The sequence below is a fragment of the Lysobacter sp. TAB13 genome (assembly GCF_052113885.1).
Taxonomy (GTDB): Bacteria; Pseudomonadota; Gammaproteobacteria; order Xanthomonadales; family Xanthomonadaceae; genus Lysobacter; species Lysobacter gummosus.
The window spans coordinates 178,106-202,973 of the sequence record NZ_JBFRDR010000003.1 but is presented as its reverse complement, the minus strand read 5'-3'; the positions used below and the strand labels follow the sequence as shown (position 1 = coordinate 202,973).

Genomic DNA, 24,868 nt, shown 5'->3' with positions numbered 1-24,868 from the left:
TCGAGCCGGAAGCGGATCGCACCGCGACCGCCGGTAGGACTAAGGCGTGACGTCTGTCGGACAATTCCGAGGCGCAAAACCACTGACCAACTCCGCCCGACCGCTCGTCGGTGTGGCACCTTTTCTAGGTAATTCCGACTGTTAGCATCCTGATCGACCTCTGGGGAAGAGAAACGCTCATGGCTAGTCGGCCGGCCGCCGGTTTCACATTGATCGAGCTCATGGTGACGATCGGGATCGCCGCGATCCTGCTCGCGCTGGCGCTGCCTTCGTTTACCGAGTCGATTCGTTCCAATCGCGTATCCACCGCGACCAATCAGATCCTGGCGACGATCAATCTCGCCCGGGCCGAGGCGCTGCGCAGCAAGAGCAGCGCGCGCGTCTGCCCGACCCTGGACGGCGCCCAATGCGCGCCGACCTGGGGCCCGAGCGCGGGCATGCTGGTCTGGACCGATGAAAACGGCAACAACGAGTTCAACGCCAGCAAGGTCAAGCGCGTCATCGAGCCGCAGCAAGGCATCGTTACCACCGTCACTAATTTCAACGAGATCGGTTTCGACCATCGCGGCCGCACCCTGGATCAGAAGACGCGCGCTTTCACCATCAAGGCCGCGCAGTGCAAGCCCGGCGCGTACAACGTCCGCTCGTTCGACATCAGTCGCACCGGACGCGTAACCGTCACCCGGGGGATCTGCCCATGATGAGTCGCCGACTTTCGCGTCGTGAATCGCCCGCTTTCGGCGCGCGCCAGCGCGGCCTGAGCCTGATCGAAGTATTGATGGCGGTGCTGGTGCTCGGTATCGGTCTGCTGGGTCTGGCGATGCTGCAGGCCACCAACCTGCGCCTGTCGCAGAGCTCGAATCAGCGCACGATCGCGACCAATCTGTCCAACGATCTGCTCGACGATATCCGCTCCAATCGTTTGCTCGCGGCGAAATACGACGGAACTTACAACGCCTCCTCGGCTACCGCCAACGCCAATTGCGCCAAGCTCAACAAGCTCACTCCGGACGATCGCAAGGCGAGTTTCACCTGCCGGTTGCGCGAGGCGCTGGGCGAAACGGGCAAGGCCGTGGTCAAGGTGAACGCGAACAAGACCGTGAGCATCGTGATTACCTGGGACGATGAGCTGCGGTGGAACAAGCTTCCGGGCGCCAAGGCAACCGAATTCGTGATGGAGAGTGCGCTGTGAGCCGACGACTGCAAACGGGCCTGTCGCTGATCGAATTGATGGTGGCGCTGCTGCTTAGCACGCTGTTGGTGCTGGGCCTGATCCAGATATTTTCGACCTCTCGCGCGTCCTACCAGATGGCGCAGGGGCTGGCCCGCGCTCAGGAAAGCTCGCGTTTCGCCATCGACGCCTTGCAGCGCGACGCGCGAATGAGCGGGCATTTCGGTTGCGTGTCCGACCAGGCTCATTTCTATGCCGGTAATGGCATGTTCGGCGAGTTGTTCCTGCCGAATCGCGCCGATTACAACAGCATGCCGGCTGCGAGCGAGCCCTTGCGCTTCGACTATTCGATCCGCGGCTACGAAGCGACCGGCACCGCGCCGACCGATACGCTGAATCTTTCCTCCGATCCGGTCGAGGGAGCGGCGGGGGACTGGTCGCCGGCGCTGACGACCGGATTCTTCGCCGCGTTGAAGCCCACGCCGATTCGCGGCAGCGACATCGTCGTACTGCGCTCCCTGTCTCCGGAAAGCGCCGAAGTGACGGGTTTCGTTACCGGCGATCCGGCCACGATCCAAATCAATGCCACGCAATGGGGTGTATTGACCAAGACATCGGCCAACCCGGGATTGTTCGGCATCGCCGATTGCCGTTCGGCAGTGATGTTCCAGGCGACCAAAGTCGATGATGTGGGCGGCGCCAAGCAAATCACCGTACAGACAAACGGACTGAATAAGAGCGCATTCGACGGTTCCGACACCTTCGCCAAGGGGCAGGCGCGTCTGTATCGCGCGGAGAGCCTGGTCTATTACGTGGGCTTCAAGCTGCCGAAAAAGCCACGGCCGCAAGACAATGAGTTCGTGCTCTATCGCGCGCGCTTCACTGCCCTTCCGGGAGCCGGCGCCCTGTCGTTGGATGCCGACACCGGCATCGCGGAGGAAGTCGTGGAGGGCGTGGAGAACATGCAACTGCTTTACGGCCAGGACACGGTGACCGATCCGGCCCAATCGCCGACTGGTGTCATCGATTCGGTGCGCACCGCCGCGACCTTGTTGCCCAACAGCAGCAGCAGCGGCGGCTGGCAGCGAGTCGGTGAAATGCAGGTCGGTCTGTTGATCCGCAGCACCGATCCAGCCTCCGCGCAGAAGCGCACGGCCGTGCAGCGTTCGCTCGGCACCCAGCTGACGCTGCCCGACGACAAGCGCTATCGCACCGTCTACGAAACCAATATCGCTCTGCGCAACCGACTGTACGGAAACTGAGGTCCGACATGAATACGATCCGTATCAGGCGCGCTTTCCCGACACCGCCCTCCGCCCAGCGCGGCGCGGTGTTGTACGTCGCGCTGATCATGCTGGTTTTGTTGGCGCTGATCGGCATTACCGCGATGCAGGTGACCGGTTTGCAGGAGCGCATGACCTCGAGCTATCGCTCGACCAACATGGCCTTCCAGAACGCCGAAGGCCGCGCGCGCGGAAAAGAAAGCGATTTGCAACGTCAGGTCCAGAGCGGCGGCACCGAGGCGATCGACCTGGATCAGCCCCTGTGCACCTCGGGCTTCGATCCCTCGGGTTGGGCCGAGAAACTCAAATACGCCGATCCGTTGCCGGCCAAGCTGAGTTTCACTCGCCGTATCGACGAATGCGTTTCCGGCGGCTCGGGCATCGGCATGGGCACTGCGCCGCTGAGCGAGAACACCAATCTGATCTTCCAGGTCACGGCCTACGCCGTGGACCACGGCACGAACCCCGGTTCGGACGCCGTCATCGACACCATTTTCGTACCCTGAGGGTAACGTCATGACTTCCCCGCGCGTATACCTCGCACTTCCGCTGGCAATCGCCGTCGGCGCCGGCGGTTATTGGTTGTACAACGCCAACGCCATCCAGGCTGGTGGTTCGTTGGCGCAGACGCCGTTGAACTCGAGCGTGTCGGTGCCGCCCGCGTTCGTCATGGCGGTCGATAACTCCGGTTCGATGACCTTCCAGACCTTGTTCCCGGGCGCCGACGGCGCGGCGTTCTGGGAGAACGATGCGGCCTCGACCAACGGCTATTTTATCGGTAGCGGAGCGAACGCGCGTCTGCGCACGCAGAACGACAGTTATGACGTGAATCAGTTCCATCACACGATTCCGTCCGACGGTTACCGTATTGCCAATTCGCGTAAGGCCATCGCGCCGATCGACAACTTCGGGTTCGCTCGTTCGTCCGATGTGAATCCTGCGTACTTCAATCCGGGCGTGACGTATTCGCCCTGGAAAAAGCCCGACGCCAGCAACCAGATCGTGGACTATCCGCAGGCGAGCGTCTCCGCGACACGGGTGAATCCCGATAGCGCCACGCCGGCGATCAATCTGGCATCGAACTGGCGGGGCACCGGATCTGGGGACGAATATTTCTACGTTCCCAGGGGCGCGATCTTGCCCAAGGGCACGGTGTACTACGCCGATGGTGGCTGCGGCAGTCTTTCGAGCGGCAACACGTGGCGAACCTTGACCAACGCGGTGACCATGGGTGGCAATTGCACCGTGCTCATCGAGTATTACCCGGCGACGTTCTATCTGAAATCGGCGACCGCCGGCGCGGCCTGGGGTTACACCGCCACGCCGACGTTAGCCAAGAATGCGTGCGGAGACGGTTGCGATCTCTATAAGTACGAAATCAAGTCGGGCAATTATTCGGCCGGCAACTACGCCCTGGCGATTCAGAATTTCGCCAATTGGTTCAGCTTCTACGGCAACCGCATCCGTGCGATGAAGGCCGCGTTGACCTTGTCGCTGGAGCGCACCGAGAAGATGCGCGTGGGCATGTTCACCATCAACGGCACGTACACCGACGTTCAGATGCGCGACATGTCGGTCGCAGCCGAAAAGGCGAACCTGTACAACAATCAGCTGCTCACGCTGACTGCTGGCGGCGGCACGCCGAACCGTTTCGCGGTCGAGCAGGTGGGTAAGCAGTTCAAGCGCACCGATGCGGGAGCGCCGGTCAAGTACGCCTGCCAGATCAATGCGGGCATGCTCTTTACCGACGGTTACAGCAACGGCGGCGGCCCGGCGGTCGGCTCGCAAGACGCTGATATGCCGGCTCCGTTGAAGGATTCTTTCGCGGACACCATGGCTGATACCGCGGCTCTGTATTACAAGGACACGTTGCGTAGCGACTTGGGACTGGGCAAGGTTCCTGTGCCGGAAGCCTGCAAGACCACGCCTAACGATCCCAAGCTGGATTGCCGCGCCGATCCGCATATGAATTTTTATGGTGTCACGCTCGGCGCCAAGGGCGATATCTACGGCAAGACCTACGACCCGGTGACCAATACGCCGGATCCGTACACGCCCGCGGGCTACCCGGCCTGGCGCGCCTACCAGGATGATGCACCGAGCACGGTGGATGAAATCTGGCACGCGACGATGAACGCGCGCGGCAAGTTCATCAATGCGACCACTCCGGCGGACATCACCTCGGCGATGCGCGAGATTCTGGCGTCGGTCGGCGGCGGTGCCACGCCCTCGGGCAGCATCGGTCTGGTCGGTTCGCGCGTCGGGTCGAACACCCTGTCGGTGGAGCCGACGTATGAGCAAGCCAACAACGGCACCGACTGGTTCAGCCGTCTGACGGCGTACTCGGCGACCAACGATCCGGTCACCGGCAACATTACTTTCACCACCAAGTGGGAGGCTTCGGCCGGTATCAAGGCCGCCGGGCGCACCGTCCGGTTCGGCAAGACCACGGCCGGCAGCGTCAAGCCGACGGTGGCGGATTTCACCGCCACGGCCCTGGGCGCTACCGATGCGACCGTGCTTGCCGCGCTGTGCAGCGACGCATTGCAGAACTGCGCCGGTAAATTCAACCGCATCGACGGCGGTGTGACAGGTGCTGAAGCAGTAGCGTATCTGCGTGGCGACAAAGCCAACGACGGCGGAAAGCTGCGTAAGCGCACCACGTTGCTCGGCGATATCGTCAACTCGACGCCGATCGTTTCCTCCAAGGGCGACGACTACGGTTACCGCAGCCTGCGCAGCGCCGACGGCCTCACCAGCGACGTGCTGAATTACGCCAACTACCTCACCACCAAGCGCACCGCCCGCTCGACGTTCGTCTACGTTGGCGCCAACGACGGCATGTTCCATGCGTTCAACGGCGACACCGGTGCGGAAGCTTTCGCCTACATCCCGGCGACCTCGGTCGGCCATATGGGCAATCTGCTGTTCCCGTACCGCGCCTCCGATCGCAACGATCAAGTCTTCCAGCATCGCTACTTCGTCGATGGTCTGGCGACCGTGTCCGATGCGCACGACGGCAGTGCCTGGAAGACGGTTCTGGCGGCCAGCGTCGGCGCGGGTGGCCGCGGCGTGTTCGCGCTCGATATGAGCAACCAGAACGCACTGAGCGTGCTGTGGGAAGTCAACGACATGTCCGGTGACGCCAATGGCGCGAAGGATATCGGCAGTGTCCTAGGCAAGATCGCGATCGTTCCGGTCAAGGAAGCCGGCGGCGCGATCAAATGGAAGGCGATCTTCGGCAACGGTTACGACAGCGTCAACGGCAAGGCCGTGCTGTTCCTGGTCGATATCGCCGACGGCAAGGTGAGCCGCATCACCGCCACGGAAACGACCGGCACCCTGCCGACCCGGACCAAGAACGGCCTCGGCAACGTGGTGGTGATCGATCGTTACCAAGGCACCAGCACTACGGAGGCTCGCGATGGTTTCGCCGATACGGTGTATGCCGGCGACTTGAACGGCGCGCTGTGGAAGTTCGACCTGCGCAGCAACACGGTCGCGCTGGGCGGCAACCCGTTGTTCATCGCCCGCTACAAGGACGACTACAACCTGCGCCAGCCGATCCTCGGTGGCCTGGAGGCGACCACGGTCGGCAACGATGTGATGGTCCTGTTCGGTACCGGCAGCTTCTCGTTCAGTGATGACCCCAGCGACAAGGCGATGCAGAGCGCGTATGGCATCATCGATCGCGGTGCGGTGGTCAACGGTCGCAGCGAGCTGCAGCAGCAGTACATCACTGAGGAGGTCGATACCACCGGCGCCGTGCTGCGCGACGTCACCGGCGATCGCCTGAATGCGACCAAGAAGGGCTGGTACATCAATCTTGGTGTCGATCGTTCCAAGAACGGCAATCCGACGGCGACTGGCGAGCGTTTCATCGGTAATCCGCGTCTGCAGAACGGCATCCTGTTCTTCCCGACCTATGATCCCAACAGCACCGACGGTTGTTCCACCGACGGCAATAACTGGCTCTACGGTCTGGATGCGCTCAGCGGCGCGGCAGGCATGGCCAACGCGCGTATCGGTTCGGCTACCGGCAACCGCTTCGGCGCCAACGTCGGCGCGGTCAAGTTGAAGCGTCAGGGCAGCGGCACCGGCACTGCGCCGGTCAAGGACATCGCCGTGGTCGCCACGCCCAAGGGCGACATCTTGCCGGCTACCGCGACCGACGAAGAAATCGCCAAGGCGGTGGCGAGCAAGTGTTCGGTCATGGTGCAGACCTCCGGCTCGCAGCCGATCTATCTGCCCAGACCGTGCGGCCGCCAGTCCTGGCGCCAGATCCGATAACAGGGGACCGAAATGAAGTCTTGTACCGTTAATCTGCCTGCGCGCCCGAGCCGTGGTTTCACCTTGATGGAGCTCATGGTCGTGGTGGCCATCGTTGGCATTCTGGTCGGCATCGCGGTGCCGACCTACCAGGACAGCGTGCGCAAAAGCCGGCGTGGGCAGGCCAAGGCCGATCTGGTCGAGGTTGCGCAGGCGATGGAGCGCTACTACACGTCAAACAACACCTATGTAGGTGCGAGTCTGGCCATCATTTGGGGCACGCCGGTGCAATCGCCCAAGACCGGCACGCCGCAGTACGCGATTTCCTTCGACGGCGCGGTCACCTCCAGCACGTTCAAGCTCCAGGCGGTGCCCAGCACCAGCAGCGGTCAGAGCAAGGACAAATGCGGCACCTTGACGGTCGATAACGCCGGCCGGAAGACCCCGAACGACGACGCCCACAAGGAATGCTGGAACATGAACTGACCGTTTAACGGTTCAGTTCCGATAAGCCCACCCAGGCGCCAACCCGGGTGGGCTTTTTTCTTGCCGACGGGGCGATGGACCTGGCCCGGCGGCATTCATTCTCACCCGATGAGACTGCATTAGCTAAACTGCCCGATTAGCTCAATCGCGGGCAGCACGATGGACGACACCTCCCAGTCCTCCGGTTTCCAATTGATCTCGCCGTATTCGCCGGCCGGCGACCAGCCGCAGGCGATCGAAAAGCTGGTGCAGGGCTTCGAGAGCGGACTGGCGCAGCAGACCCTGCTCGGCGTGACCGGCTCGGGCAAGACCTACACCATCGCCAACGTGGTCCAGGCGGTGCAGAAGCCGACCCTGGTGATGGCGCCGAACAAGACCCTGGCGGCGCAGCTGTACGGCGAGTTCAAGGCGTTCTTCCCGCATAACGCGGTCGAGTATTTCGTCAGCTATTACGATTACTACCAGCCCGAGGCCTATGTGCCGTCGAGCGATACCTTCATCGAGAAGGACAGCTCGGTCAACGAGCACATCGAGCAGATGCGGCTGTCGGCGACCAAGGCCCTGCTGGAGCGGCGCGACGCGCTGATCGTGTGCACCGTCTCGGCGATCTACGGCCTGGGCGACCCGAACGAATACTTCCGCATGGTCCTGCACATGGTGCGCGGCGAGCGCATCGATCAGCGCGAGCTGATCCGCCGCCTCACCGAAATGCAGTACGACCGCAACGACACCGAGCTGCGCCGCGCCACCTACCGGGTGCGCGGCGAAGTCATCGACGTGCATCCGGCCGAAAGTGACGCCCAGGCGCTGCGGATCGAGCTGTTCGACGGCGAGATCGAGAACCTGACCATTTTCGATCCGCTGACCGGCGAAACCCTGGAAAAGGTACCGCGCTTCACGATCTACCCCGGCTCGCACTACGTCACCACCCGCCGCACCGTGCTCGATGCGATCGAGACGATCAAGGAAGAGCTGCGCGAGCGCCTGGAGTACCTGTACGCCAACAACAAGCTGGTCGAGGCGCAGCGGCTGGCCCAGCGCACCCAGTTCGACCTGGAAATGCTGGCCGAGGTCGGTTTCTGCAACGGCATCGAAAACTACTCGCGGCACCTGAGCGGGCACATGCCCGGCGAGCCGCCGCCGTGCCTGTTCGACTACCTGCCGCCCGATGCGCTGCTGGTGGTCGATGAATCGCACGTCACCATTCCGCAGATCGGCGCGATGTACAAAGGCGACCGCTCGCGCAAGGAGACCCTGGTCGAATTCGGCTTCCGCATGCCTTCGGCGCTGGACAACCGGCCGCTGCGGTTCGAGGAGTGGGAAGGGCGCTCGCCGCGCGCGATCTACGTATCGGCCACGCCCGGGCCGTATGAGCTGCGCAAGTCGGAAGGGCAGATCACCGAGCTGCTGGTGCGGCCCACCGGCCTGATCGATCCGGTGGTCGAGATCCGCCCGGTCGGCACCCAGGTGGACGATGTGCTCGGCGAAATCCGCGAGCGCGTGGCGATGGGCGATCGCGTGCTGATCACCACCCTGACCAAGCGCATGTCCGAGAACCTGACCGAGTACCTGGGCGAGCACGGGGTTAAGGTGCGCTACCTGCACTCCGACATCGAGACCGTGGAGCGCGTGGAAATCATCCGCGATCTGCGCCTGGGCAAGTTCGACGTGCTGGTCGGCATCAACCTGTTGCGCGAAGGCCTGGACATGCCCGAGGTGTCGCTGGTGGCGATCCTCGACGCGGACAAGGAAGGCTTCCTGCGTTCGACCGGCTCGCTGATCCAGACCATCGGCCGCGCCGCGCGCAATCTGCGCGGCAAGGCGATCCTCTACGCCGACCGCATCACCAACTCGATGCAGCGCGCGATCGAGGAAACCGACCGCCGCCGGCAGAAGCAGGTCGACTACAACCAGGAGCACGGCATCATCCCGAAGTCGGTGGACAAGGCGGTGACCGACATCATGGAAGGCGCGCGGGTCGATCCCGAAGCGCTCAAGGCGCGCGGCAGGGCCCGCAAGGCGGCCGAGGAAACGGCCGAATACGCCGCGCTCAGCCCGTCCCAGTTCGCGGCCAAGATCAAGCAGTTGGAGCAGCAGATGTACCAGCACGCGCGCGATCTGGAGTTCGAGCAAGCCGCGGCGACGCGCGATCAACTGCGCAAGCTTAAGGACGCCGGCTTCGGCGCCTGAGGCGGGCCCGCGGCCGCGGCGCCGGCGGCGGAAAAAGGCTTGTGGGCCGCCGTCGCGTGGGCTACACTGCGCGCCCTTCGCCGGGAAGTTGAAACAAGTCGGCGACGGGCGGTTAGCTCAGCGGTAGAGCACTACCTTGACATGGTAGGGGTCACAGGTTCGAACCCTGTACCGCCCACCACATAAGTGGTCAAACGGCGTGGCCTTACGGGTCGCGCCGTTTGCTTTTGCGGGATCGGATTGCGTCGCGGCGACGACGATCGGCCGCCCTGGTTCGCATCGCCCGGGTCCGCGCGGCCCCGAGCATCCCTGACGCCGATCGGGAGCGATATCGGCCGGCGGGGCGAGGCCGGCGCGTTCGCCGATCCAGGCCCCTCACCGCCGATGGCGGCACGTAAATCGCTCCTCGCCGCCGGATACGCATCCGGACATCGGTATCTGCGATGCCATTATCAGAATTTCGTGGGTAAAAATAGGTCGGATTGCCGACTTTGGTTTGGCTAGTTTTGCCCAATCCGGCGGTTTGTTCTTGATTTGCCTGGGATTACGTATTTCAGGTGCCGAAATGGCCGCAGAACATGCCGAAAATCGCCTTGAAGCCTGTGTCTGCAGGCACCTATTCTCGGGCTGCGGTAATCCGCCGCAACATGCTAAGGAGTAGGCAATGTCCCAGGTTGAAGAGACCCGACTGATCGGTCGCAAGGTCGCTGTCGAAACCCCGGTATTGGACGTTCCCGGCAACAGCGCCACGTTCGCCAGCGCGTCGACGGTCCGTCGCACGGCGCCGACGAACGAGATCGATTTCGCCGACAACGGCGACCATATCCCGTAAGCCGATCGATTCGGTTTGCCAGATGATCGGGCCAGAGGTGGCTTCACCTCTGGCCCTTTTGTTTGCGCCGGATATTGTTCGCGGCGGACATCGCCGGCGCGCGCCGAAGGCCGGCCCGGACACGCGTCCGGACCGGCGCGCACTCACTCGCGCATCTCGAACGTGCGCGGCAGGGCCACGTGGCGGCTTGGGTCGGGCAGGTTGCCGCCGGCGGCCTGGGTGGTTTCCCAGTATTCGCGATAGCGGTACGCCGGCGCGCGCCAGTCGTAGACGAAACACGGATCGCGGCTGCGCAGGAAGCGGACGAAGCAGTCGAGCAACTGCAGGTCGGGATTGATGCCCTCCAGCCAAAGGAACTGGCCCATCTCGTTGACTTCGAGGAACACGTAGTCGCCCGCGGTGGTGACGACGATATCGATGCAGCCGAACACCAGCCCCAGCCGCTCCATCAGCGCCAGGCACCGCGCCTCGACCTCGGCCGGCATGGCGTAGCGCTCGCAGCCCATGCTTTCGTCGAAATCGTTGGCGCGCCAGTCGGTCAGATAATTGCCGTCGCGCTGCGATTTGATCTTGGCCGCCACGACCGTGCGGCCCATGACCGTGACCCGCAATTCGTAGCGCTTGTCGAGCAGGGTCTGGTAGATGCCCGGCGCGTTCGACAGCGAGCCGTCGTTGCGCAGCAGCTCTTCGTTGAGGATCGAGGTGAAGGTGGCGTGCGAGGTTTCTTCGCCGACCCAGGCCGCGCCGGTGATCGGCTTGTAGATGACCTTGCCGCCGTGCTCGCGGAAGAATCCCCGGATCTGTTCCGGATCGTTGGAAAACAGGCTCAGCGGAGTCTTCAGGCCAACCGCGGCGGCGTTCATCAGCTGCACGACTTTGCGGTCGGCGCGCGATTTGGCCTGCACCGAATTGACCCAGAAGCGCGGACGCTCGTCGAGAAGATTGATCGCCGAGCGCACGAACTCGTTGGATTCCACCTGCGAAAAACGCGTGTCGGCCGGGTGCAGATCGGGCGAGGCGGCCGGTTGATACCAGCGCCGCAGCCACACCGTCTCGATGTCCTGGGCCTGAAAGTCGTGACGATGTTGGGTGCAGTACAGCGACACTTCGGGCGCGGCCGCGCTGAGCGGCGAGTCGCCGCCGATGCGCAAACTCACATGATGCTTCTGCGGAAAATCGTGCGTGTACCAGATATGGACCGGCTCACCCTCGGCGTCCAGCGCCCAGGCCACGGCCTGAGCGTGCTGGTCCCACGGGTCGGCGACTATCAATGTCGTCATGGTTGTCCTTTTTCGCTGCGGTTCGGGTGGGACTGCGGAGCGGGGGTGTCGTCCTGGCGCTGCTGCATCGTCCACAGCATCGCGTAGCGGCCGCGCGCGGCCAGCAGGGCGGTGTGGGTGCCGCGCTCGACGATGCGGCCGTGATCGAGCACGAGGATTTCGTCGGCATCGATCACCGTAGACAAGCGGTGTGCGATGACCAGGGTGGTATGGCCGCGCGCGGCATTGCGCAGTTCCAGCTGGATGCCGCTCTCGGTCTGCGTGTCCAGCGCCGAGGTGGCTTCGTCGAAGATCAGGATCGCCGGGTCTTTAAGCAGGGTGCGGGCGATGGCGATCCGCTGTTTTTCACCGCCGGACAGCTTGAGCCCGCGTTCGCCGACGTTGGTGTGGTAGCCCTGCGGCAAGCTTTCGATGAAGTCGTGCACGTGCGCGGCCCGGGCCGCGGCGACCACCTCCTCGCGGCTGGCGCTGGGGCGGCCGTAGGCGATGTTGTAGTACAGCGAATCGTTGAACAGCACCGTGTCCTGCGGCACCACGCCGATCTTGGTGCGCAGCGAATCCTGGCCGACCTCGCGCAGATCCTGGCCGTCGATCGACACCCGCCCGGCATCGACGTCGTAGTAGCGGTACAACAGCCGCGCCAGGGTCGATTTGCCGGCGCCGGTGGTGCCGACCACGGCCAGGGTCTTGCCCGGCGCGATGACGAAATCGACGTCGCGCAGCACTTGCCGCTTGCCGTCGTAGGAGAACCAGACCCGCTCGAACTTCACCTCGCCGCCGCGTATCACCAGCTCCGGCGCGGGCACGGGGTCGCGCACTTCGATCGGTTCGTCGAGCAGCACGAACATGCGTTCCAGGTTCGACAGGGTCTGCTTGGTCTCGCGATAGATCATGCCCAGATAGCTCAGCGGCGCGGCGAGCTGGATCAGGAAGGCGTTGACCAGCACCAGGTCGCCCAGGGTCATGCGCCCGGCGATGACGCCTTCGGTCGCGCGCCACACCAGCAGGGTCAGGCCGATGGCGACGATCGCCGCCTGGCCGATGCCGAGCAGCGACAGCGTCTTCAGACTCTTGACTGCGGCTTCCTCAAGCTCGCGCAGGCTGCTGTCGAAGCGCTGCGCTTCGTAGCGCTCGTTGTTGAAGTATTTGACGGTCTCGTAGTTCAGCAGCGAATCCACCGAATTGGCGCTGGCTTCGGTGTTGGCCTCGTTCATGGCCCGGTAGTAGCGCAACCGCCACTCGGTCATGTGCACGGTGAAGGCGACGTAGGCCACCAGGGTGCCCAGGGTGATCACGGCGAAGCTGGTGTCGTAGCGCCCGATCAGGATCGCCGAGATCAGCACCACTTCCAGGACCGTGGGCAACACCAGGTACAGCATGGTGTCGAGCAGTTCCGAGATCGACGACATGCCGCGTTCGAGATCGCGGGTGATGCCGCCGGTGCGGCGGTCGAGGTGGAACCGCAGGCTCAGCGCATGCAGATGCGAAAATACCCGCAGAGTGATCTCGCGCGAGGTCCGAGCCAGCACCCGCGCGAACACAATGCCGCGCAATTCCTGGAGCACCGAGGTAGACAAGCGCAACGCGCCGTAGGCCATCAGCAGCAGGGCGGGGACGGTCAGCGGAGTGGGTTTCTGGTCCAGCGTGTCGATCAGCTGCTTGAGCAGCAGCGGCACCCCGATCGTCGCCAGCTTGGTGCCCACCAGCAGGCTCAGGCCGAGCAGCACCCGCCAGCGGTAGAACCACACCGTGGGCAGCAGGCGGCGGAAGATCGCGATCGTGCCGGCGTTGGAGGCGTTCGCAGTGGCGCTCATCGAGGGCCCGAAAGAGGTTGGCGGCCGGCCCGTCGCGTCGGTCGCCGAACGGGCCGCTACCGGCGTCGCCGGTGCCCTTCGCGCTTCCTTCGCGTCCCCATTGCGGAGGCCGTCCTTGTCGCGTTCCACGGTACTCCAAGCCCCGCGGCTTGCCTATCTTGGCGGCATTGTCGATGCAAGGCGCCGTGACGGCGGTTGACTTGCCCGGCGGCGTACCCAAATATGAGCGAATCGGATCGCCGCATTCCGCCGCGATCGAACCCGAGGTGGCCCGCGAACCCGCCGGCCGAGCGTGCGACATGGACACTACCCGCGCCCATCGCTGAACCGTCCGAGGCCCCCGCACACGCAGGCGCCCTCGCGGCGCTTTTTTCTTGCCGCCGATGGCCCGGCGATGTCCGGCTGAAGTTCACCGCGCCGGCCCGTTCGCTCGATCCATACCGCCTCCGCACCGAATCCTGGTTCCCCGCCGCCGCCGCAGGTCCGACCCCGCAAGGTCGCCGCCGGCCGGCGCGGCCGCTCACCGCAACGTTTCCGCCTACGAAGACCCCGTCATGATCGCCATTACGCTCCCCGACGGCAGCCGCCGCGAATTCGAACAACCCGTATCCATCATGGACGTCGCCGCCTCGATCGGCGCCGGCCTGGCCAAGGCCACCGTCGCCGGCGAAGTCGACGGCAAGCTGGTCGATGCCAGCGACCGCATCGACCACGACGTCAAGCTGCGCATCATCACGCCCAAGGACCCCGAGGGCGTCGAGATCATCCGCCACTCCTGCGCCCACCTGGTCGGCCACGCGGTCAAGCAGCTGTACCCGACCGCGAAGATGGTGATCGGCCCGGTCATCGACGAAGGCTTCTACTACGACATCTGGTACGAACGCCCGTTCACGCCGGAGGATCTGGCCGCGATCGAAGCGCGCATGGTCCAGCTGATCGACAAAGACTACGACGTGATCAAGAAGGTCACCCCGCGCGCGGAAGTCATCGAAGTGTTCGCCTCGCGCGGCGAGGACTACAAGCTGCGCCTGGTCGAGGACATGCCGGAAGAAAAGGCCATGGGCCTGTACTACCACGAGGAATACGTGGACATGTGCCGCGGCCCGCACGTGCCCAATACGCGCTTCCTCAAGGCCTTCAAGCTCACGCGCATCTCCGGCGCGTACTGGCGCGGCGATTCCAAGAACGAACAGCTGCAGCGCATCTACGGCACCGCCTGGGCCGACAAGAAGCAACTGGCCGCCTACATCCAGCGCGTGGAAGAGGCCGAGAAGCGCGACCACCGCAAGATCGGCAAGCAGCAGGACCTGTTCCACCTGCAGGAAGAAGCCCCGGGCCTGGTGTTCTGGCATCCCAAGGGCTGGTCGGTGTGGCAGGTGGTCGAGCAGTACATGCGCAAGGTCTATCGCGACAGCGGCTACGGCGAAGTGCGCTGCCCGCAGATCCTGGACGTGTCGCTGTGGCAGAAGTCCGGCCACTGGGACAACTACAAGGAGAACATGTTCTTCACCGAGTCGGAGAAGCGCACCTACGCGATCAAGCCGATGAACTGCCCGGGCCACGTCCAGGTGTTCAACCAGGGGCTGCACAGCTACCGCGACCTGCCGATCCGCTACGGCGAATTCGGCGCCTGCCATCGCAACGAGCCCTCCGGCGCGCTGCATGGCATCCTGCGCGTGCGCGGCTTCACCCAGGACGACGGCCACATCTTCTGCCTGGAAGACCAGATCGAGGCCGAAGTGACCGCGTTCCACCAGCAGGCGCTGGCGGTCTACCAGCACTTCGGCTTCGAAGAGATCCAGATCAAGATCGCCCTGCGCCCGGATTCGCGCCTGGGCGACGACGCCACCTGGGACAAGGCCGAAACCGCCCTGCGCAGCGCCCTGTCGGCGTGCGGGGTAGAATGGCAGGAGCTGCCGGGCGAGGGCGCCTTCTACGGCCCGAAGATCGAATACCACCTCAAGGACGCGATCGGCCGTACCTGGCAGTTGGGCACGATGCAGGTCGATTTCATGATGCCGGGCCGTCTGGGCGCGGAATACGTGGACGAACACAGCCAGCGGCGGACGCCGGTCATGCTTCACCGGGCCATCGTCGGCTCGATGGAGCGTTTCATCGGAATCTTGATCGAACACCACGCCGGCCAGTTCCCGGCCTGGCTGGCCCCGGTCCAGGCCACGGTCATGAACATCACCGACGCCCAGGCCGATTATGTGGCCGATGTCCGGAAACTCCTTGCAAATCAAGGGTTCCGGGTCGAGGCCGATTTGCGCAATGAAAAAATCGGCCGTAAGATTCGTGAGCACACGCTCGATCGCGTGCCGTACCTGCTTGTGGCCGGAGACCGCGAGAAGGAAAATGGCATGATTGCGGTGCGCACGCGGGCTGGGGAAGACCTGGGGACGATGACCGTCGCCGAGTTCGCCTCGCGTTTGAACGGCGAGTCGGCCTGCTAACCGCGCGCAGCCAGCAACAGATCCCGTCCCGGTGCCAGTCCGGGACGGCCTGAATCACTTTGGAGATCCAACAATCAGTACCCCCGAGAAGCCGAATCGAAAGAACCAGGAAATCCGCGTACCGCGAGTGCGCGTGATCGGCAGCGATGGCGAAATGATCGGCGTGCTCACGCGCGACGAAGCGCTGCGCATGGCCGAGGACGAAGCCCTGGATCTGGTCGAAATCCAGCCGAATGCCGATCCGCCGGTCTGCAAGATCATGGACTTCGGCAAGTTTCGCTTCGAGCAGCAGAAGAAGGCCAACGAGGCCAAGAAGAAGCAGAAGCAGGTCGAGATCAAGGAACTCAAGTTCCGCCCGGTCACCGATGAAGGCGACTACCAGATCAAGCTGCGCAACATGCGCCGTTTTCTGGAAGAGGGCGACAAGGTCAAGGTCAACATCCGCTTCCGTGGCCGCGAGATGAGCCATCAGGAACTCGGTCGCGAAATGGCGGCCCGGATCGAGGCCGACCTCGGCGAAGACATCGTGGTCGAGTCGCGTCCGCGCCTGGAAGGGCGGCAGATGGTCATGATGATCGCGCCGAAGAAAAAGATCTGAGTTACCGCAGGGGCCGCGTTCGCGGCCCTTGTTTTTTGCGAGACGAAGAGGTCGCGCTTGCGGCTTTTTTCGTTGGGCAGGCGGCGCCGCCGCGTTTCGCGCCCTTGTTCGTATCGATGGCCGGTCCCTTCCGGACCCGGGCACGATCGGCCCTGCGAGGCCATGGGCAGTGCTTGCTGACGCCGCCAGGCCGGCGCCAAGCCGGCTTCCGGCCCTCTCCAGCCGGCTCTCCGGCGGGATTCTAAACCGCTGATTTGCATCGGGTTGCCAAGCTGCGCATAATGTGCGGCCCGGTTCTCCGGGTTTGCAGTACGTTGCATCACGGACCTGTTGTAGATCTGTTTTAGATCAACGACTTACAAGCCGGCAAGGGCAGGACGGAAAGAGTGGCCGCGCGCAAGCGCACCGGTGCCACCGCCCAGGCCAGTGACATAAACCTCCGAAAGGACATCGCAATGCCCAAGATCAAGACCAATCGGGCGGCGGCCAAGCGCTTCCGGAAGACTGCTTCCGGCAAGTACAAGTGCGGTCACGCCAACAAGAGCCACATCCTCACCAAGAAAGCGACCAAGCGGAAGCGCAACCTGCGGCAGACGAACCATGTTCGTGCCGAGGACGCTGGCCGTCTGGACCGCATGCTTCCGTATTTGTGAGGAGACTGAACAATGGCACGAGTTAAACGTGGTGTTACGGCGCGTCGCCGTCACAAGAAAATCCTGAAGCAGGCCAAGGGCTACTATCACGCCCGCCGCAAGGTCTTCCGCGTCGCCAAGCAGGCGGTCACGAAGGCTCTGCAGTACGCCTACATCGGCCGTAAGCAGAAGAAGCGCAATTTCCGTTCGCTGTGGATCACGCGCATCAACGCGGCGGCCCGCATCAACGGTCTGAGCTACAGCCGCTTCATGAACGGTCTGCTCAAGTCCGGCATTACCCTCGACCGTAAGGTGCTGGCGGACATCGCCGTGCACGACGCGAACGGTTTTGCGGCGCTGGCCGAAAAGGCGAAGAGCGCGCTCGCGGCTTAATGCGGATGCCTCCACGAGAGCCCGCGCATCGATGCGCGGACTTTTAGAGAGGAACCTCGGCATGGGGAAGGGCGCAAGTCCTTCCCCATTGTCGTTTTAGAGTTTCAGAAATTGTCTTGTACTTCGCTCGATGGCGACGGATCGGATGACGATGGGAACCTTGACGATAAAAGGCTGGGACGAAAATCCCGGCGATTGGGACGACGCGGACAGCCACGCGAACGCGGAATTGTCCAAGCGTCTGCGCAGCGGATTCGCCGGCTCGCCGGCGGCGCGCAAGCAGTTGGAGCGCGACATCCGCGCGCGCAAGACGATGGTGATCACGACCATTCGTCCCGAGCACCTGGAAAGCGTCAGGCAGGTGCTGGAAACGATGGGCGCGGACGTGGTGTTGAGTTTTTCGGATGAAAGCTTTGGCGATTGATCCGTGCCGGGACCGCTGCGCGGGCCGGCGGGATCGGACGATGGCTCCGCGGCTTTGGGGCGACCGCATCGGCGAGAGGCCGGTGCGCAATTCATTGAGGTTCGACAGGCGATGAGTGGAATCGAATCATTGACCCGGCAGGCGCTGGACGAAATCGCCGCGGCGTCTTCGTCGGATGCGATCGAAGCGCTGCGCGTGTCGCTGCTCGGCAAGTCCGGCAGCGTCACCGCCCAGCTCAAGCAACTGGGCGCGTTGCCGGCGGAAGAGCGCAAGAACGCCGGCGAGGCGATCAACAAGGCGCGCGACGCGCTGACCACCGCGCTAGGCGAGCGCAAGCACGCGCTGGACAACGCCGCGCTCGATGCGCGCCTGGCGTCGGAAACCATCGACGTGACCCTGCCCGGTCTGGACGCGGTGCGCGGCGGCCTGCATCCGGTCAGCCGGACGATGGAGCGCATGGCCGATATCTTCGGCCGCCTGGGTTTCGAACTCGCCGACGGCCCGGAGATCGAGGACGACTGGCATAACTTCGAAGCCTTGAACTTCCCGCCGCACCATCCGGCGCGGGCGATGCACGACACCTTCTACTTCGCGCCCGACAGCGCCGGCGTCGCGCGCCTGCTGCGCACCCACACCTCGGGCATGCAAGTGCGCTACATGCTGGACAACAAGCCGCCGCTGCGCATGATCGCGCTGGGCAAGGTGTATCGCAGCGACAGCGACCAGACCCACACGCCGATGTTCCACCAGTGCGAAGGCCTGCTGATCGACGAACACTCCAGTTTCGCCGACCTCAAGGGCACGCTGGCCGAATTCGTGCGCGCCTTCTTCGAGCGCGATTTCGAAATGCGCTTCCGCCCGAGCTATTTCCCCTTCACCGAGCCCTCGGCCGAAGTGGACATCGCCTGGCAGCAGCCCGACGGCAGCACGCGCTGGCTGGAAGTTCTGGGCTGCGGCATGGTTCATCCGAACGTGCTGCGCAACGTCGGCATCGATCCGGAGCGCTACACCGGCTACGCCTTCGGCATGGGCGTGGAGCGCCTGACCATGCTGCGCTACGGCGTGGACGATCTGCGCAGCTTCTTCGAGAACGATGTGAGGTTTCTCAGGCAGTTTGCTTGAGGGCGGGAATCGGGAATGGGGAATCGGGAATCGTAAGAGCGGCTCTGCCGCTCTCAGGGTTCCGATGAATCTTCCCGGTCTCGCGTAGCGCCTTCCGATTCTCGATTCCCCATTCTCGATTCCCGGCCTTCCAATGAAATTCTCCGAAAACTGGCTCCGTCAACACGTCCCGACCGCCGCCACGCGCGAGCAACTCGCCGCGACCCTGACCGCGATCGGGCTGGAAGTCGAAGAAGTCACCGCGCTCGGCGCGGCGCTGGACGGCGTGGTCGTCGCGCGCATCGTCAGCGCGGAAAAACACCCCGAGGCCGATCGCCTGCAGGTATGCCAGGTCGATACCGGCGCCGGCATGGTGCAGATCGTCTGCGGCGCGCCCAACGCGCGCGCCGGACTGGTCGCGCCGCTGGCCACGGTCGGCGCCACGCTGCCCGGCGGCATCGCGATCAAGGCGGCCAAGCTGCGCGGCGTGGAATCCTTCGGCATGTTGTGCTCGGCGAAGGAACTCGGTGTCGATGCCGATGCCTCGGGCCTGCTCGAACTGCCGGCCAACGTCGTCGTCGGCGCGCCGCTGGCGGAGTTTCTCGGCCTGCCCGACGCCAACATCGAGATCAAGCTGACCCCGAACCGCGCCGACTGCTTCAGCGTGCGCGGCATCGCCTTCGACGTCGCCGCCGCCACCGGCAGCGCCGTGACCGCGCTCGACATCGCCGCGGTGCCGGCCGCGAGCGAGGCGACGATGCAGGTCGAACTCGATGCCGGCGCCGACGTGCCGCGTTACTGCGGCCGGGTGATCGAGGGCGTCGATGCGACCGCGCCGAGCCCGGTGTGGATGGCCGAACGCCTGCGCCGCAGCGGCGTGCGTCCGGTCTCGCTGCTGGTGGACGTGACTCAGTACGTGATGCTCGATATCGGCCAGCCCATGCACGCGTTCGATCGCGACACGCTGACCGGCCCGGTCGGCGTGCGCCACGCGCGAGCGGGCGAGGTCACCAAGCTGCTCAACGGTCAGGACGTGACCCTGGACGAGCAGTTCCTGGCGATCACCGACGGCCGCGGCGACGCGCAGCGGGTGGTTGCGCTCGGCGGGATCATGGGCGGCTTCGACAGCCGCGTCACCGACGCCACACGCAACGTGTTCCTGGAAGCGGCGCATTTCGCGCCGGCGGCGATCATCGGCCGCGGCCGCAAGCTCGGCTTGCACACCGACGCCGGCCACCGTTTCGAGCGCGGCGTCGATCCGGAACTGCCGCGCATCGCCATCGAATACGCCACGCGCCTGATCCTCGACATCGCCGGCGGCCGTCCCGGCCCGGTGATCGAAGCGGCGCTGCCCGAACACCTGCCGCAACCGCAGCCGGTCGCGCTGCGCCGCGCGCGCCTGGCGCGGGTGCTCGGCCTGACCGTGCCCGATGCCGAAGTCGAACGCATTCTGCAGGCGCTGGGCCTGACGGTGGAGCGCAGCGACGACGGCTGGCACGTCACCCCGCCGAGCCGCCGTTTCGATATCGCGATCGAAGAAGACCTGATCGAAGAAGTCGCCCGTATCCACGGCTACGACGCGATCCCGACCACGCTGCCCGGCGGCGCCTCGCGCCTAGTCGCGCCGAGCGAAACCCGGGTCGATACCGCGACCGTGCGCCGCCAGCTGGCCGCGCGCGATTATCTGGAAGCGGTCAACTACGCCTTCGTCGATGCCGCCTGGCTGGAGCTGTGGCAGGCGGGCGAGGGCGCGGTGCCGCTGGCCAATCCGCTCAGCGCCGAACTCGGGGTCATGCGCACGATGCTGCTGCCGGGGCTGGTCGCGGCGCTGGGCCGCAACGCCTCGCGCCAGCAGGACCGCGTGCGCCTGTTCGAGCTGGGCAACGTGTTCAAGCACAACCCGGGCGCCTCGCCCATCGAGACCCAGCGCGTGGCCGCCGCGGTCTGCGGCGCGGCCCATGCCGAGCAGTGGGGCGTGAGCGCCCGGCCGGTCGGGTTCCACGACCTGCGCGGGGATCTCGACAGCCTCGCCGCGGCATCGGGCGCGCGCCTGGACTACCGCCCCTCGGCACAGGTTTGGGCGCACCCGGGGCGTTCGGCGGACATTTACCGCGTGGACGGCGGCCGCGAGCAGCGGCTGGGCTGGATCGGCCAGCTGCACCCGCGCCTGCAACGCGCGCTGGACCTGAAGTTGGTTAACGACGGCGACGTGATCGCGTTCGAACTCGATCTCGGCCCGCTGGTCGAGCGTGCCATTCCGAAGGCCGGGGCGCAGTCCAAATATCCGTCCGTGCGTCGCGATCGCGCCTTCATCGTCGCCGATTCGGTGCCATGGGCGGCTATTCAGGCCACAGTGCACGCCGCCGCCGGCCCCAGCCTGCGCGAGCTGGTGCTGTTCGACCGCTACCAGGGCAAGGGCGTGGAAACCGGATTCAAGAGTCTCGCTATGGGCTTGATTCTGCAGGATGAATCGCGCACCCTGACTGACCGGGATGTGGATACGGTGGTGGCTGAAGTCACGGCTGCCGTCGAAAAGGAACATGGCGCGAAATTGCGCGCCTGAACGCGGTGCGATTGGATCGCGATCCCAGCCCCGGCGTAGCGCAGAGGACAAAATGGCACTTACCAAAGCGGAAATGGCGGAGCGGTTGTTCGACGAAGTCGGGCTGAACAAGCGCGAGGCCAAAGAATTCGTCGATGCGTTCTTCGACGCATTGCGCGAAGCGCTGGAGCAGGGCCGTCAGGTGAAGCTCTCGGGCTTCGGCAATTTCGATCTGCGCCGCAAGAACCAGCGGCCGGGCCGCAATCCGAAGACCGGTGAGGAAATACCGATCTCGGCGCGCACGGTGGTGACCTTCCGTCCGGGCCAGAAGCTGAAGGAACGCGTCGAGGCTTACAGCGGAGGCGAGCATGCTGGATCCGGGCAGTAACCGAGAATTACCGCCGATCCCGGCCAAGCGTTACTTCACCATCGGTGAGGTCAGCGAGCTGTGCGACGTCAAGCCGCACGTGCTGCGCTACTGGGAAACCGAGTTTCCGACCCTCAATCCGGTCAAGCGCCGTGGTAACCGCCGTTACTACCAGCGCCACGAAGTGCTGATGGTGCGGCAGATCCGCGGCCTGCTGTACGAACAGGGCTACACCATCGGCGGCGCGCGTCTGCGCCTGGAAGGCGAGGCCGGCAAGGACGAATCGGCGCTGAGTTCGCAGATCGTCAAGCAGGTCCGGATGGAGCTGGAAGAAGTCCTGCACCTGTTGCGGCGCTGAGGCGTAGCGACGGGATCTTAAGGTCAGGGATGCACCGGGGCCGGCCGCGTTTTTTCGCGAATGCCCAATCCCCTTTCCCGAATCCTCGCGGTTAACGTTATACTTGCCGCCCGCTCGCAAGGGCGGACATCGCAATACACGTCGGGGCGTAGCGCAGCCTGGTAGCGCATCTGCCTGGGGGGCAGAGGGTCGTCGGTTCAAATCCGGCCGTCCCGACCATTATTCGATATGCAACGCGCAGACCCTGGCAAAAGCCGGGGTTTCGTGTTTTTGCGCATCGGGTTTCGCGGGCCGCGCCGGAGCGCGGCCAATCGCAGGCTGTGCGAGCGCGGGCGGCGACAATGGCCTCAGGCCGTCGCGCCATACCCGAACCGGCAGGGCAGGATGCCGGCACAGCGAGGAAGCCCATGACTCCGACCCCTTTGGAAAAGACCGGCGAGTTCGAGCGCACCGACAACGGCTGGGTGCTCAAGTTCTGGACGCGCGAGGACGCGGGCCTGCGCCTGCATCACGAAGTCTTCGACGACACGCCGGCGCTGTTGCGGCGGATCTACGAACTGTTCGGCCGTGGCGACGCCAGGCCGGCAGCCGCCTCGCCCCGCATCGCCGCCTGATTTCAGCGGTCTGCACTCGCGGTACATCGGGCCTGCGAACGGCCCATCGCTATCGGCGGGCCGTTTTCGTGGGTTGATCCGCGCTTGGCCGGGATCGGCATTCCGCAGAAAAACAGTCGCTCACCAACGAGAAACCCAGCTTTCGCTAGGGCTGTGTTGACTCGCATTGCCGGGACGGCCGGATTTGAACCGACGACCCTCTGCCCCCCAGGCAGATGCGCTACCAGAGCTCGCCACTCCGAGGTATGTGGCGGGCTCTGCTGGCAGTAGGTGGAATGCATCGGGCCGAAGTTCCGCTACGTGAGCAGAGGCAGGGAGGCAGGGAGGCAGGATGTCGTGGCTTCGAATCCGAATCCCAACCTCAAGGATCCTCGACCGTATACCCCGCATCGCGCAGCTTATCGAGCAGGCCGCCGTTCTCCAGCAGGTCCGACACCGGCAGCGTCGCGAAGGTGCTGTTGTTCTTCGCGATCGCCGCCTGCGCGCGCTCCAACCATTGCGCGGTCACGCGCTGGCGCAGGTCGCCCAGGTTGAGGCGCTTGGCCACGCCGGTCGCGGCCAGCGCGTCCAGGCAGGTGCGGTATTGATCGCCCTGCGGCAGCGTGCGCAAGGTGGCGATGTCGCCGATCGCCCAGGCGTTGCCGCGCGCGCGCATCGATTCCAGGTCGCCTTCGATGCGCGCCATGGTCTTGGAGAAGCATTCGCGATCGTCCAGCGCGCTGGCGGAAAACTCCTTCAGCGTCGCCTTCGGATCGTCGATCTTCAACGTCACCCGCGCCTCGGTGATCGGCACGTCGTGCTGCTTGGCGGTCTTCTCGACCACCGGCTGGACCACGCCTTTCAGGCTCATGCCCGATTGCTTGATCGCCGCTTCGTAGAGTTCCTGCGCGGCGAAGATCGGCCGCCATTTCTCCACTCCGCCGTCGCGGCCGATGTAACGCGCCTTCAGCGTGGACCAGCGCGCGTACAGGTCGGCCGGCACCACTTCCTGCAGCGTCTTGCCGTCGGGATTCTTGCGCGCCTTCAGCGCGGTGGGGATCAGCATCATGGTACGGAACACGCCCAGTTCGGTGCCGAAGCTGACCGAGGGCGGGGCGATGACTTCCTGCGATTCGGCGATGGTCGCTTCGACATCGCGCGACAGCCAGGTCATGTCTTTGGGCAGCGGGCTGAGGGTTCCCAGAATCCACAGCACGTGGCCGCCGCGCATTACCTTCCACATGCCCGGGCCGGGTTGTTCGCCGGTGACCACCAGGGTGTCCATGTCGCGGATGGCGCCGGCGGGCGGGGACGGCGCGGTCTGCGCGATCGCGGCGCCGGGCAACAGGCCGGTCAGGACGAGGGCGATGAAGACACGACGCATCCGTGGCGCTCCTGGGGGAAGGCGGGCAAGCCGGGGCTGGGCGGAAGCCGGATCGTAGCCGGTCGGTGACGGCAACTGTGTACTGGTATGTAACCCGACCGCTGCGGCAAGGCGGCTTTGCGGCATCGATTCGATCCCGAATGCGATACGGCGGGGTTTGCAAATGAGAACTATTGCCAATTAGACTGCCCGCTGGCCCGCCTGCGCGAGCGCCCGCCGGCCCGGCAGGATGCCGCCCCGGCTCGGCCGTCCTTCGCTATCGATACCGCATGACCGACACCCTCGCCAATCCGGCTGCCGCGCCTGCGCCTCACGGCGCGCGCGCGCATGTTTCGCAACGAACGCACGCGAGCGCGTCGTCCGCTTCCGCCAACGCGCCGGCGCGCAAGCCTCGCGCGAAGTTGTCCTGGCGGTATCGCGGCGCGGTTGCTGTGCGCGCGATCGCCGCGAGCGTGATCGGTTATCTGGTCGCGTATGGATTCACCGCGTTCGGCACTTTGGTGTTGCCGTTTGCGCGAAGCGACAGGGTGGTTGCGGCAAGTTTGCTCTGCTTCTTCGTTTGGTGCGCCGCTGCGATGTACGCCTTCGCCGCGCGCAGCGCCTGGCGCGCATGTTGGGTGCTGACACTGTGGGCGGCGGCGATGTACGGCATCGCGGCGTTGTTCCCCGAAGCCGCGGCCCGGCCGTAAGGAGAC

General features: G+C 64.7%; 22 protein-coding genes and 3 tRNA genes. 21 read left to right on the top strand and 4 right to left on the bottom strand.

Annotated features, from left to right (window positions below; translation table 11 throughout):
- Positions 1-179 precede the first annotated feature (179 nt).
- From AB4Y92_RS05605 to AB4Y92_RS05565, 9 genes are all read left to right on the top strand, one after another.
- Positions 180-701 carry a GspH/FimT family pseudopilin gene (locus AB4Y92_RS05605; RefSeq protein ID WP_441818732.1) on the top strand — a complete coding sequence of 174 codons (522 nt, stop codon included), beginning with the start codon at positions 180-182 and terminating at the stop codon, positions 699-701.
- Complete coding sequence (pilV, locus tag AB4Y92_RS05600) at positions 701-1,192, top strand: type IV pilus modification protein PilV (RefSeq protein ID WP_441818731.1); 492 nt, start codon at positions 701-703, stop codon at positions 1,190-1,192. The genes AB4Y92_RS05605 and pilV overlap by 1 nt, the downstream gene beginning before the upstream one ends.
- On the top strand, positions 1,135-2,433 hold the full coding sequence (locus AB4Y92_RS05595; protein ID WP_441818730.1) for a PilW family protein: 1,299 nt from the start codon (positions 1,135-1,137) through the stop codon (positions 2,431-2,433). The genes pilV and AB4Y92_RS05595 overlap by 58 nt, the downstream gene beginning before the upstream one ends.
- Before the next feature lie 8 nt (positions 2,434-2,441).
- The gene (locus AB4Y92_RS05590) at positions 2,442-2,960 is read left to right on the top strand and encodes a pilus assembly PilX family protein (protein WP_441818729.1); all 519 of its coding nucleotides are present in this window, start codon (positions 2,442-2,444) and stop codon (positions 2,958-2,960) included.
- Positions 2,961-2,970: 10 nt separating this feature from the next.
- A complete protein-coding gene (locus AB4Y92_RS05585) occupies positions 2,971-6,744 on the top strand; it encodes a pilus assembly protein (RefSeq protein ID WP_441818728.1) in 3,774 nt (1,257 codons plus the stop codon).
- Positions 6,745-6,756: 12 nt separating this feature from the next.
- Positions 6,757-7,209, top strand: coding sequence for a type IV pilin protein (locus AB4Y92_RS05580; RefSeq protein ID WP_441818727.1), 453 nt, complete (start codon positions 6,757-6,759; stop codon positions 7,207-7,209).
- A 159-nt stretch (positions 7,210-7,368) separates the two neighbouring features.
- The gene (gene uvrB / locus AB4Y92_RS05575) at positions 7,369-9,399 is read left to right on the top strand and encodes an excinuclease ABC subunit UvrB (RefSeq protein WP_441818726.1); all 2,031 of its coding nucleotides are present in this window, start codon (positions 7,369-7,371) and stop codon (positions 9,397-9,399) included.
- Between the two features lie 106 nt (positions 9,400-9,505).
- Positions 9,506-9,580, top strand: a tRNA-Val gene (locus AB4Y92_RS05570).
- A gap of 483 nt (positions 9,581-10,063) precedes the next feature.
- Positions 10,064-10,231: a hypothetical protein gene (locus tag AB4Y92_RS05565; protein WP_441818725.1), complete on the top strand. Its 168-nt coding sequence runs from the start codon at positions 10,064-10,066 to the stop codon at positions 10,229-10,231.
- Positions 10,232-10,374: 143 nt separating this feature from the next.
- Here the strand turns inward: AB4Y92_RS05565 and AB4Y92_RS05560 are convergent, their stop codons facing one another.
- On the bottom strand, positions 10,375-11,511 hold the full coding sequence (locus AB4Y92_RS05560) for a hypothetical protein (protein WP_441818724.1): 1,137 nt from the start codon (positions 11,509-11,511) through the stop codon (positions 10,375-10,377).
- Positions 11,508-13,325, bottom strand: a complete 1,818-nt coding sequence (locus AB4Y92_RS05555) for an ABCB family ABC transporter ATP-binding protein/permease (RefSeq protein WP_441818723.1) — start codon at positions 13,323-13,325, stop codon at positions 11,508-11,510. Before AB4Y92_RS05555 ends, AB4Y92_RS05560 begins: the two co-directional genes overlap by 4 nt.
- Before the next feature lie 554 nt (positions 13,326-13,879).
- Here AB4Y92_RS05555 and thrS point away from each other — a divergent pair.
- The 11 genes from thrS to AB4Y92_RS05500 all read left to right on the top strand — a co-directional run bounded on the left by thrS (position 13,880) and on the right by AB4Y92_RS05500 (position 22,810).
- Positions 13,880-15,781 (top strand): threonine--tRNA ligase, encoded by a 1,902-nt coding sequence (gene thrS / locus AB4Y92_RS05550; RefSeq protein WP_441818722.1) that lies wholly within the window; start codon positions 13,880-13,882, stop codon positions 15,779-15,781.
- A 73-nt stretch (positions 15,782-15,854) separates the two neighbouring features.
- On the top strand, positions 15,855-16,379 hold the full coding sequence (infC, locus tag AB4Y92_RS05545; protein ID WP_441818823.1) for a translation initiation factor IF-3: 525 nt from the start codon (positions 15,855-15,857) through the stop codon (positions 16,377-16,379).
- 455 nt (positions 16,380-16,834) lie between these two features.
- Positions 16,835-17,032 carry a 50S ribosomal protein L35 gene (gene rpmI, locus AB4Y92_RS05540; protein ID WP_027083463.1) on the top strand — a complete coding sequence of 66 codons (198 nt, stop codon included), beginning with the start codon at positions 16,835-16,837 and terminating at the stop codon, positions 17,030-17,032.
- 12 nt (positions 17,033-17,044) lie between these two features.
- A complete protein-coding gene (rplT, locus tag AB4Y92_RS05535) occupies positions 17,045-17,404 on the top strand; it encodes a 50S ribosomal protein L20 (RefSeq protein ID WP_057943706.1) in 360 nt (119 codons plus the stop codon).
- A gap of 151 nt (positions 17,405-17,555) precedes the next feature.
- Positions 17,556-17,828 carry a hypothetical protein gene (locus AB4Y92_RS05530; protein ID WP_441818721.1) on the top strand — a complete coding sequence of 91 codons (273 nt, stop codon included), beginning with the start codon at positions 17,556-17,558 and terminating at the stop codon, positions 17,826-17,828.
- A 111-nt stretch (positions 17,829-17,939) separates the two neighbouring features.
- On the top strand, positions 17,940-18,950 hold the full coding sequence (pheS, locus tag AB4Y92_RS05525; protein WP_441818720.1) for a phenylalanine--tRNA ligase subunit alpha: 1,011 nt from the start codon (positions 17,940-17,942) through the stop codon (positions 18,948-18,950).
- A 133-nt stretch (positions 18,951-19,083) separates the two neighbouring features.
- Positions 19,084-21,492: a phenylalanine--tRNA ligase subunit beta gene (gene pheT, locus AB4Y92_RS05520; protein ID WP_441818719.1), complete on the top strand. Its 2,409-nt coding sequence runs from the start codon at positions 19,084-19,086 to the stop codon at positions 21,490-21,492.
- 52 nt (positions 21,493-21,544) lie between these two features.
- The gene (locus tag AB4Y92_RS05515; protein ID WP_036101930.1) at positions 21,545-21,859 is read left to right on the top strand and encodes an integration host factor subunit alpha; all 315 of its coding nucleotides are present in this window, start codon (positions 21,545-21,547) and stop codon (positions 21,857-21,859) included.
- A complete protein-coding gene (locus tag AB4Y92_RS05510; RefSeq protein WP_057943702.1) occupies positions 21,840-22,196 on the top strand; it encodes a MerR family transcriptional regulator in 357 nt (118 codons plus the stop codon). The genes AB4Y92_RS05515 and AB4Y92_RS05510 overlap by 20 nt, the downstream gene beginning before the upstream one ends.
- A 142-nt stretch (positions 22,197-22,338) precedes the next feature.
- Positions 22,339-22,415: transfer RNA gene (locus AB4Y92_RS05505), tRNA-Pro, on the top strand.
- Positions 22,416-22,603: 188 nt separating this feature from the next.
- On the top strand, positions 22,604-22,810 hold the full coding sequence (locus tag AB4Y92_RS05500; RefSeq protein WP_441818718.1) for a hypothetical protein: 207 nt from the start codon (positions 22,604-22,606) through the stop codon (positions 22,808-22,810).
- Positions 22,811-22,979: 169 nt separating this feature from the next.
- On the opposite strand, the gene AB4Y92_RS05495 is transcribed toward AB4Y92_RS05500, so the two are convergent.
- Both AB4Y92_RS05495 and AB4Y92_RS05490 read right to left on the bottom strand, forming a co-directional pair.
- Positions 22,980-23,051: transfer RNA gene (locus AB4Y92_RS05495), tRNA-Pro, on the bottom strand.
- Positions 23,052-23,171: 120 nt separating this feature from the next.
- The gene (locus AB4Y92_RS05490) at positions 23,172-24,173 is read right to left on the bottom strand and encodes a TraB/GumN family protein (RefSeq protein WP_441818717.1); all 1,002 of its coding nucleotides are present in this window, start codon (positions 24,171-24,173) and stop codon (positions 23,172-23,174) included.
- Between the two features lie 431 nt (positions 24,174-24,604).
- On the opposite strand from AB4Y92_RS05490, the gene AB4Y92_RS05485 reads away from it, so the two are divergent.
- Positions 24,605-24,862, top strand: coding sequence for a hypothetical protein (locus tag AB4Y92_RS05485; RefSeq protein ID WP_441818716.1), 258 nt, complete (start codon positions 24,605-24,607; stop codon positions 24,860-24,862).
- Positions 24,863-24,868: the final 6 nt, after the last annotated feature.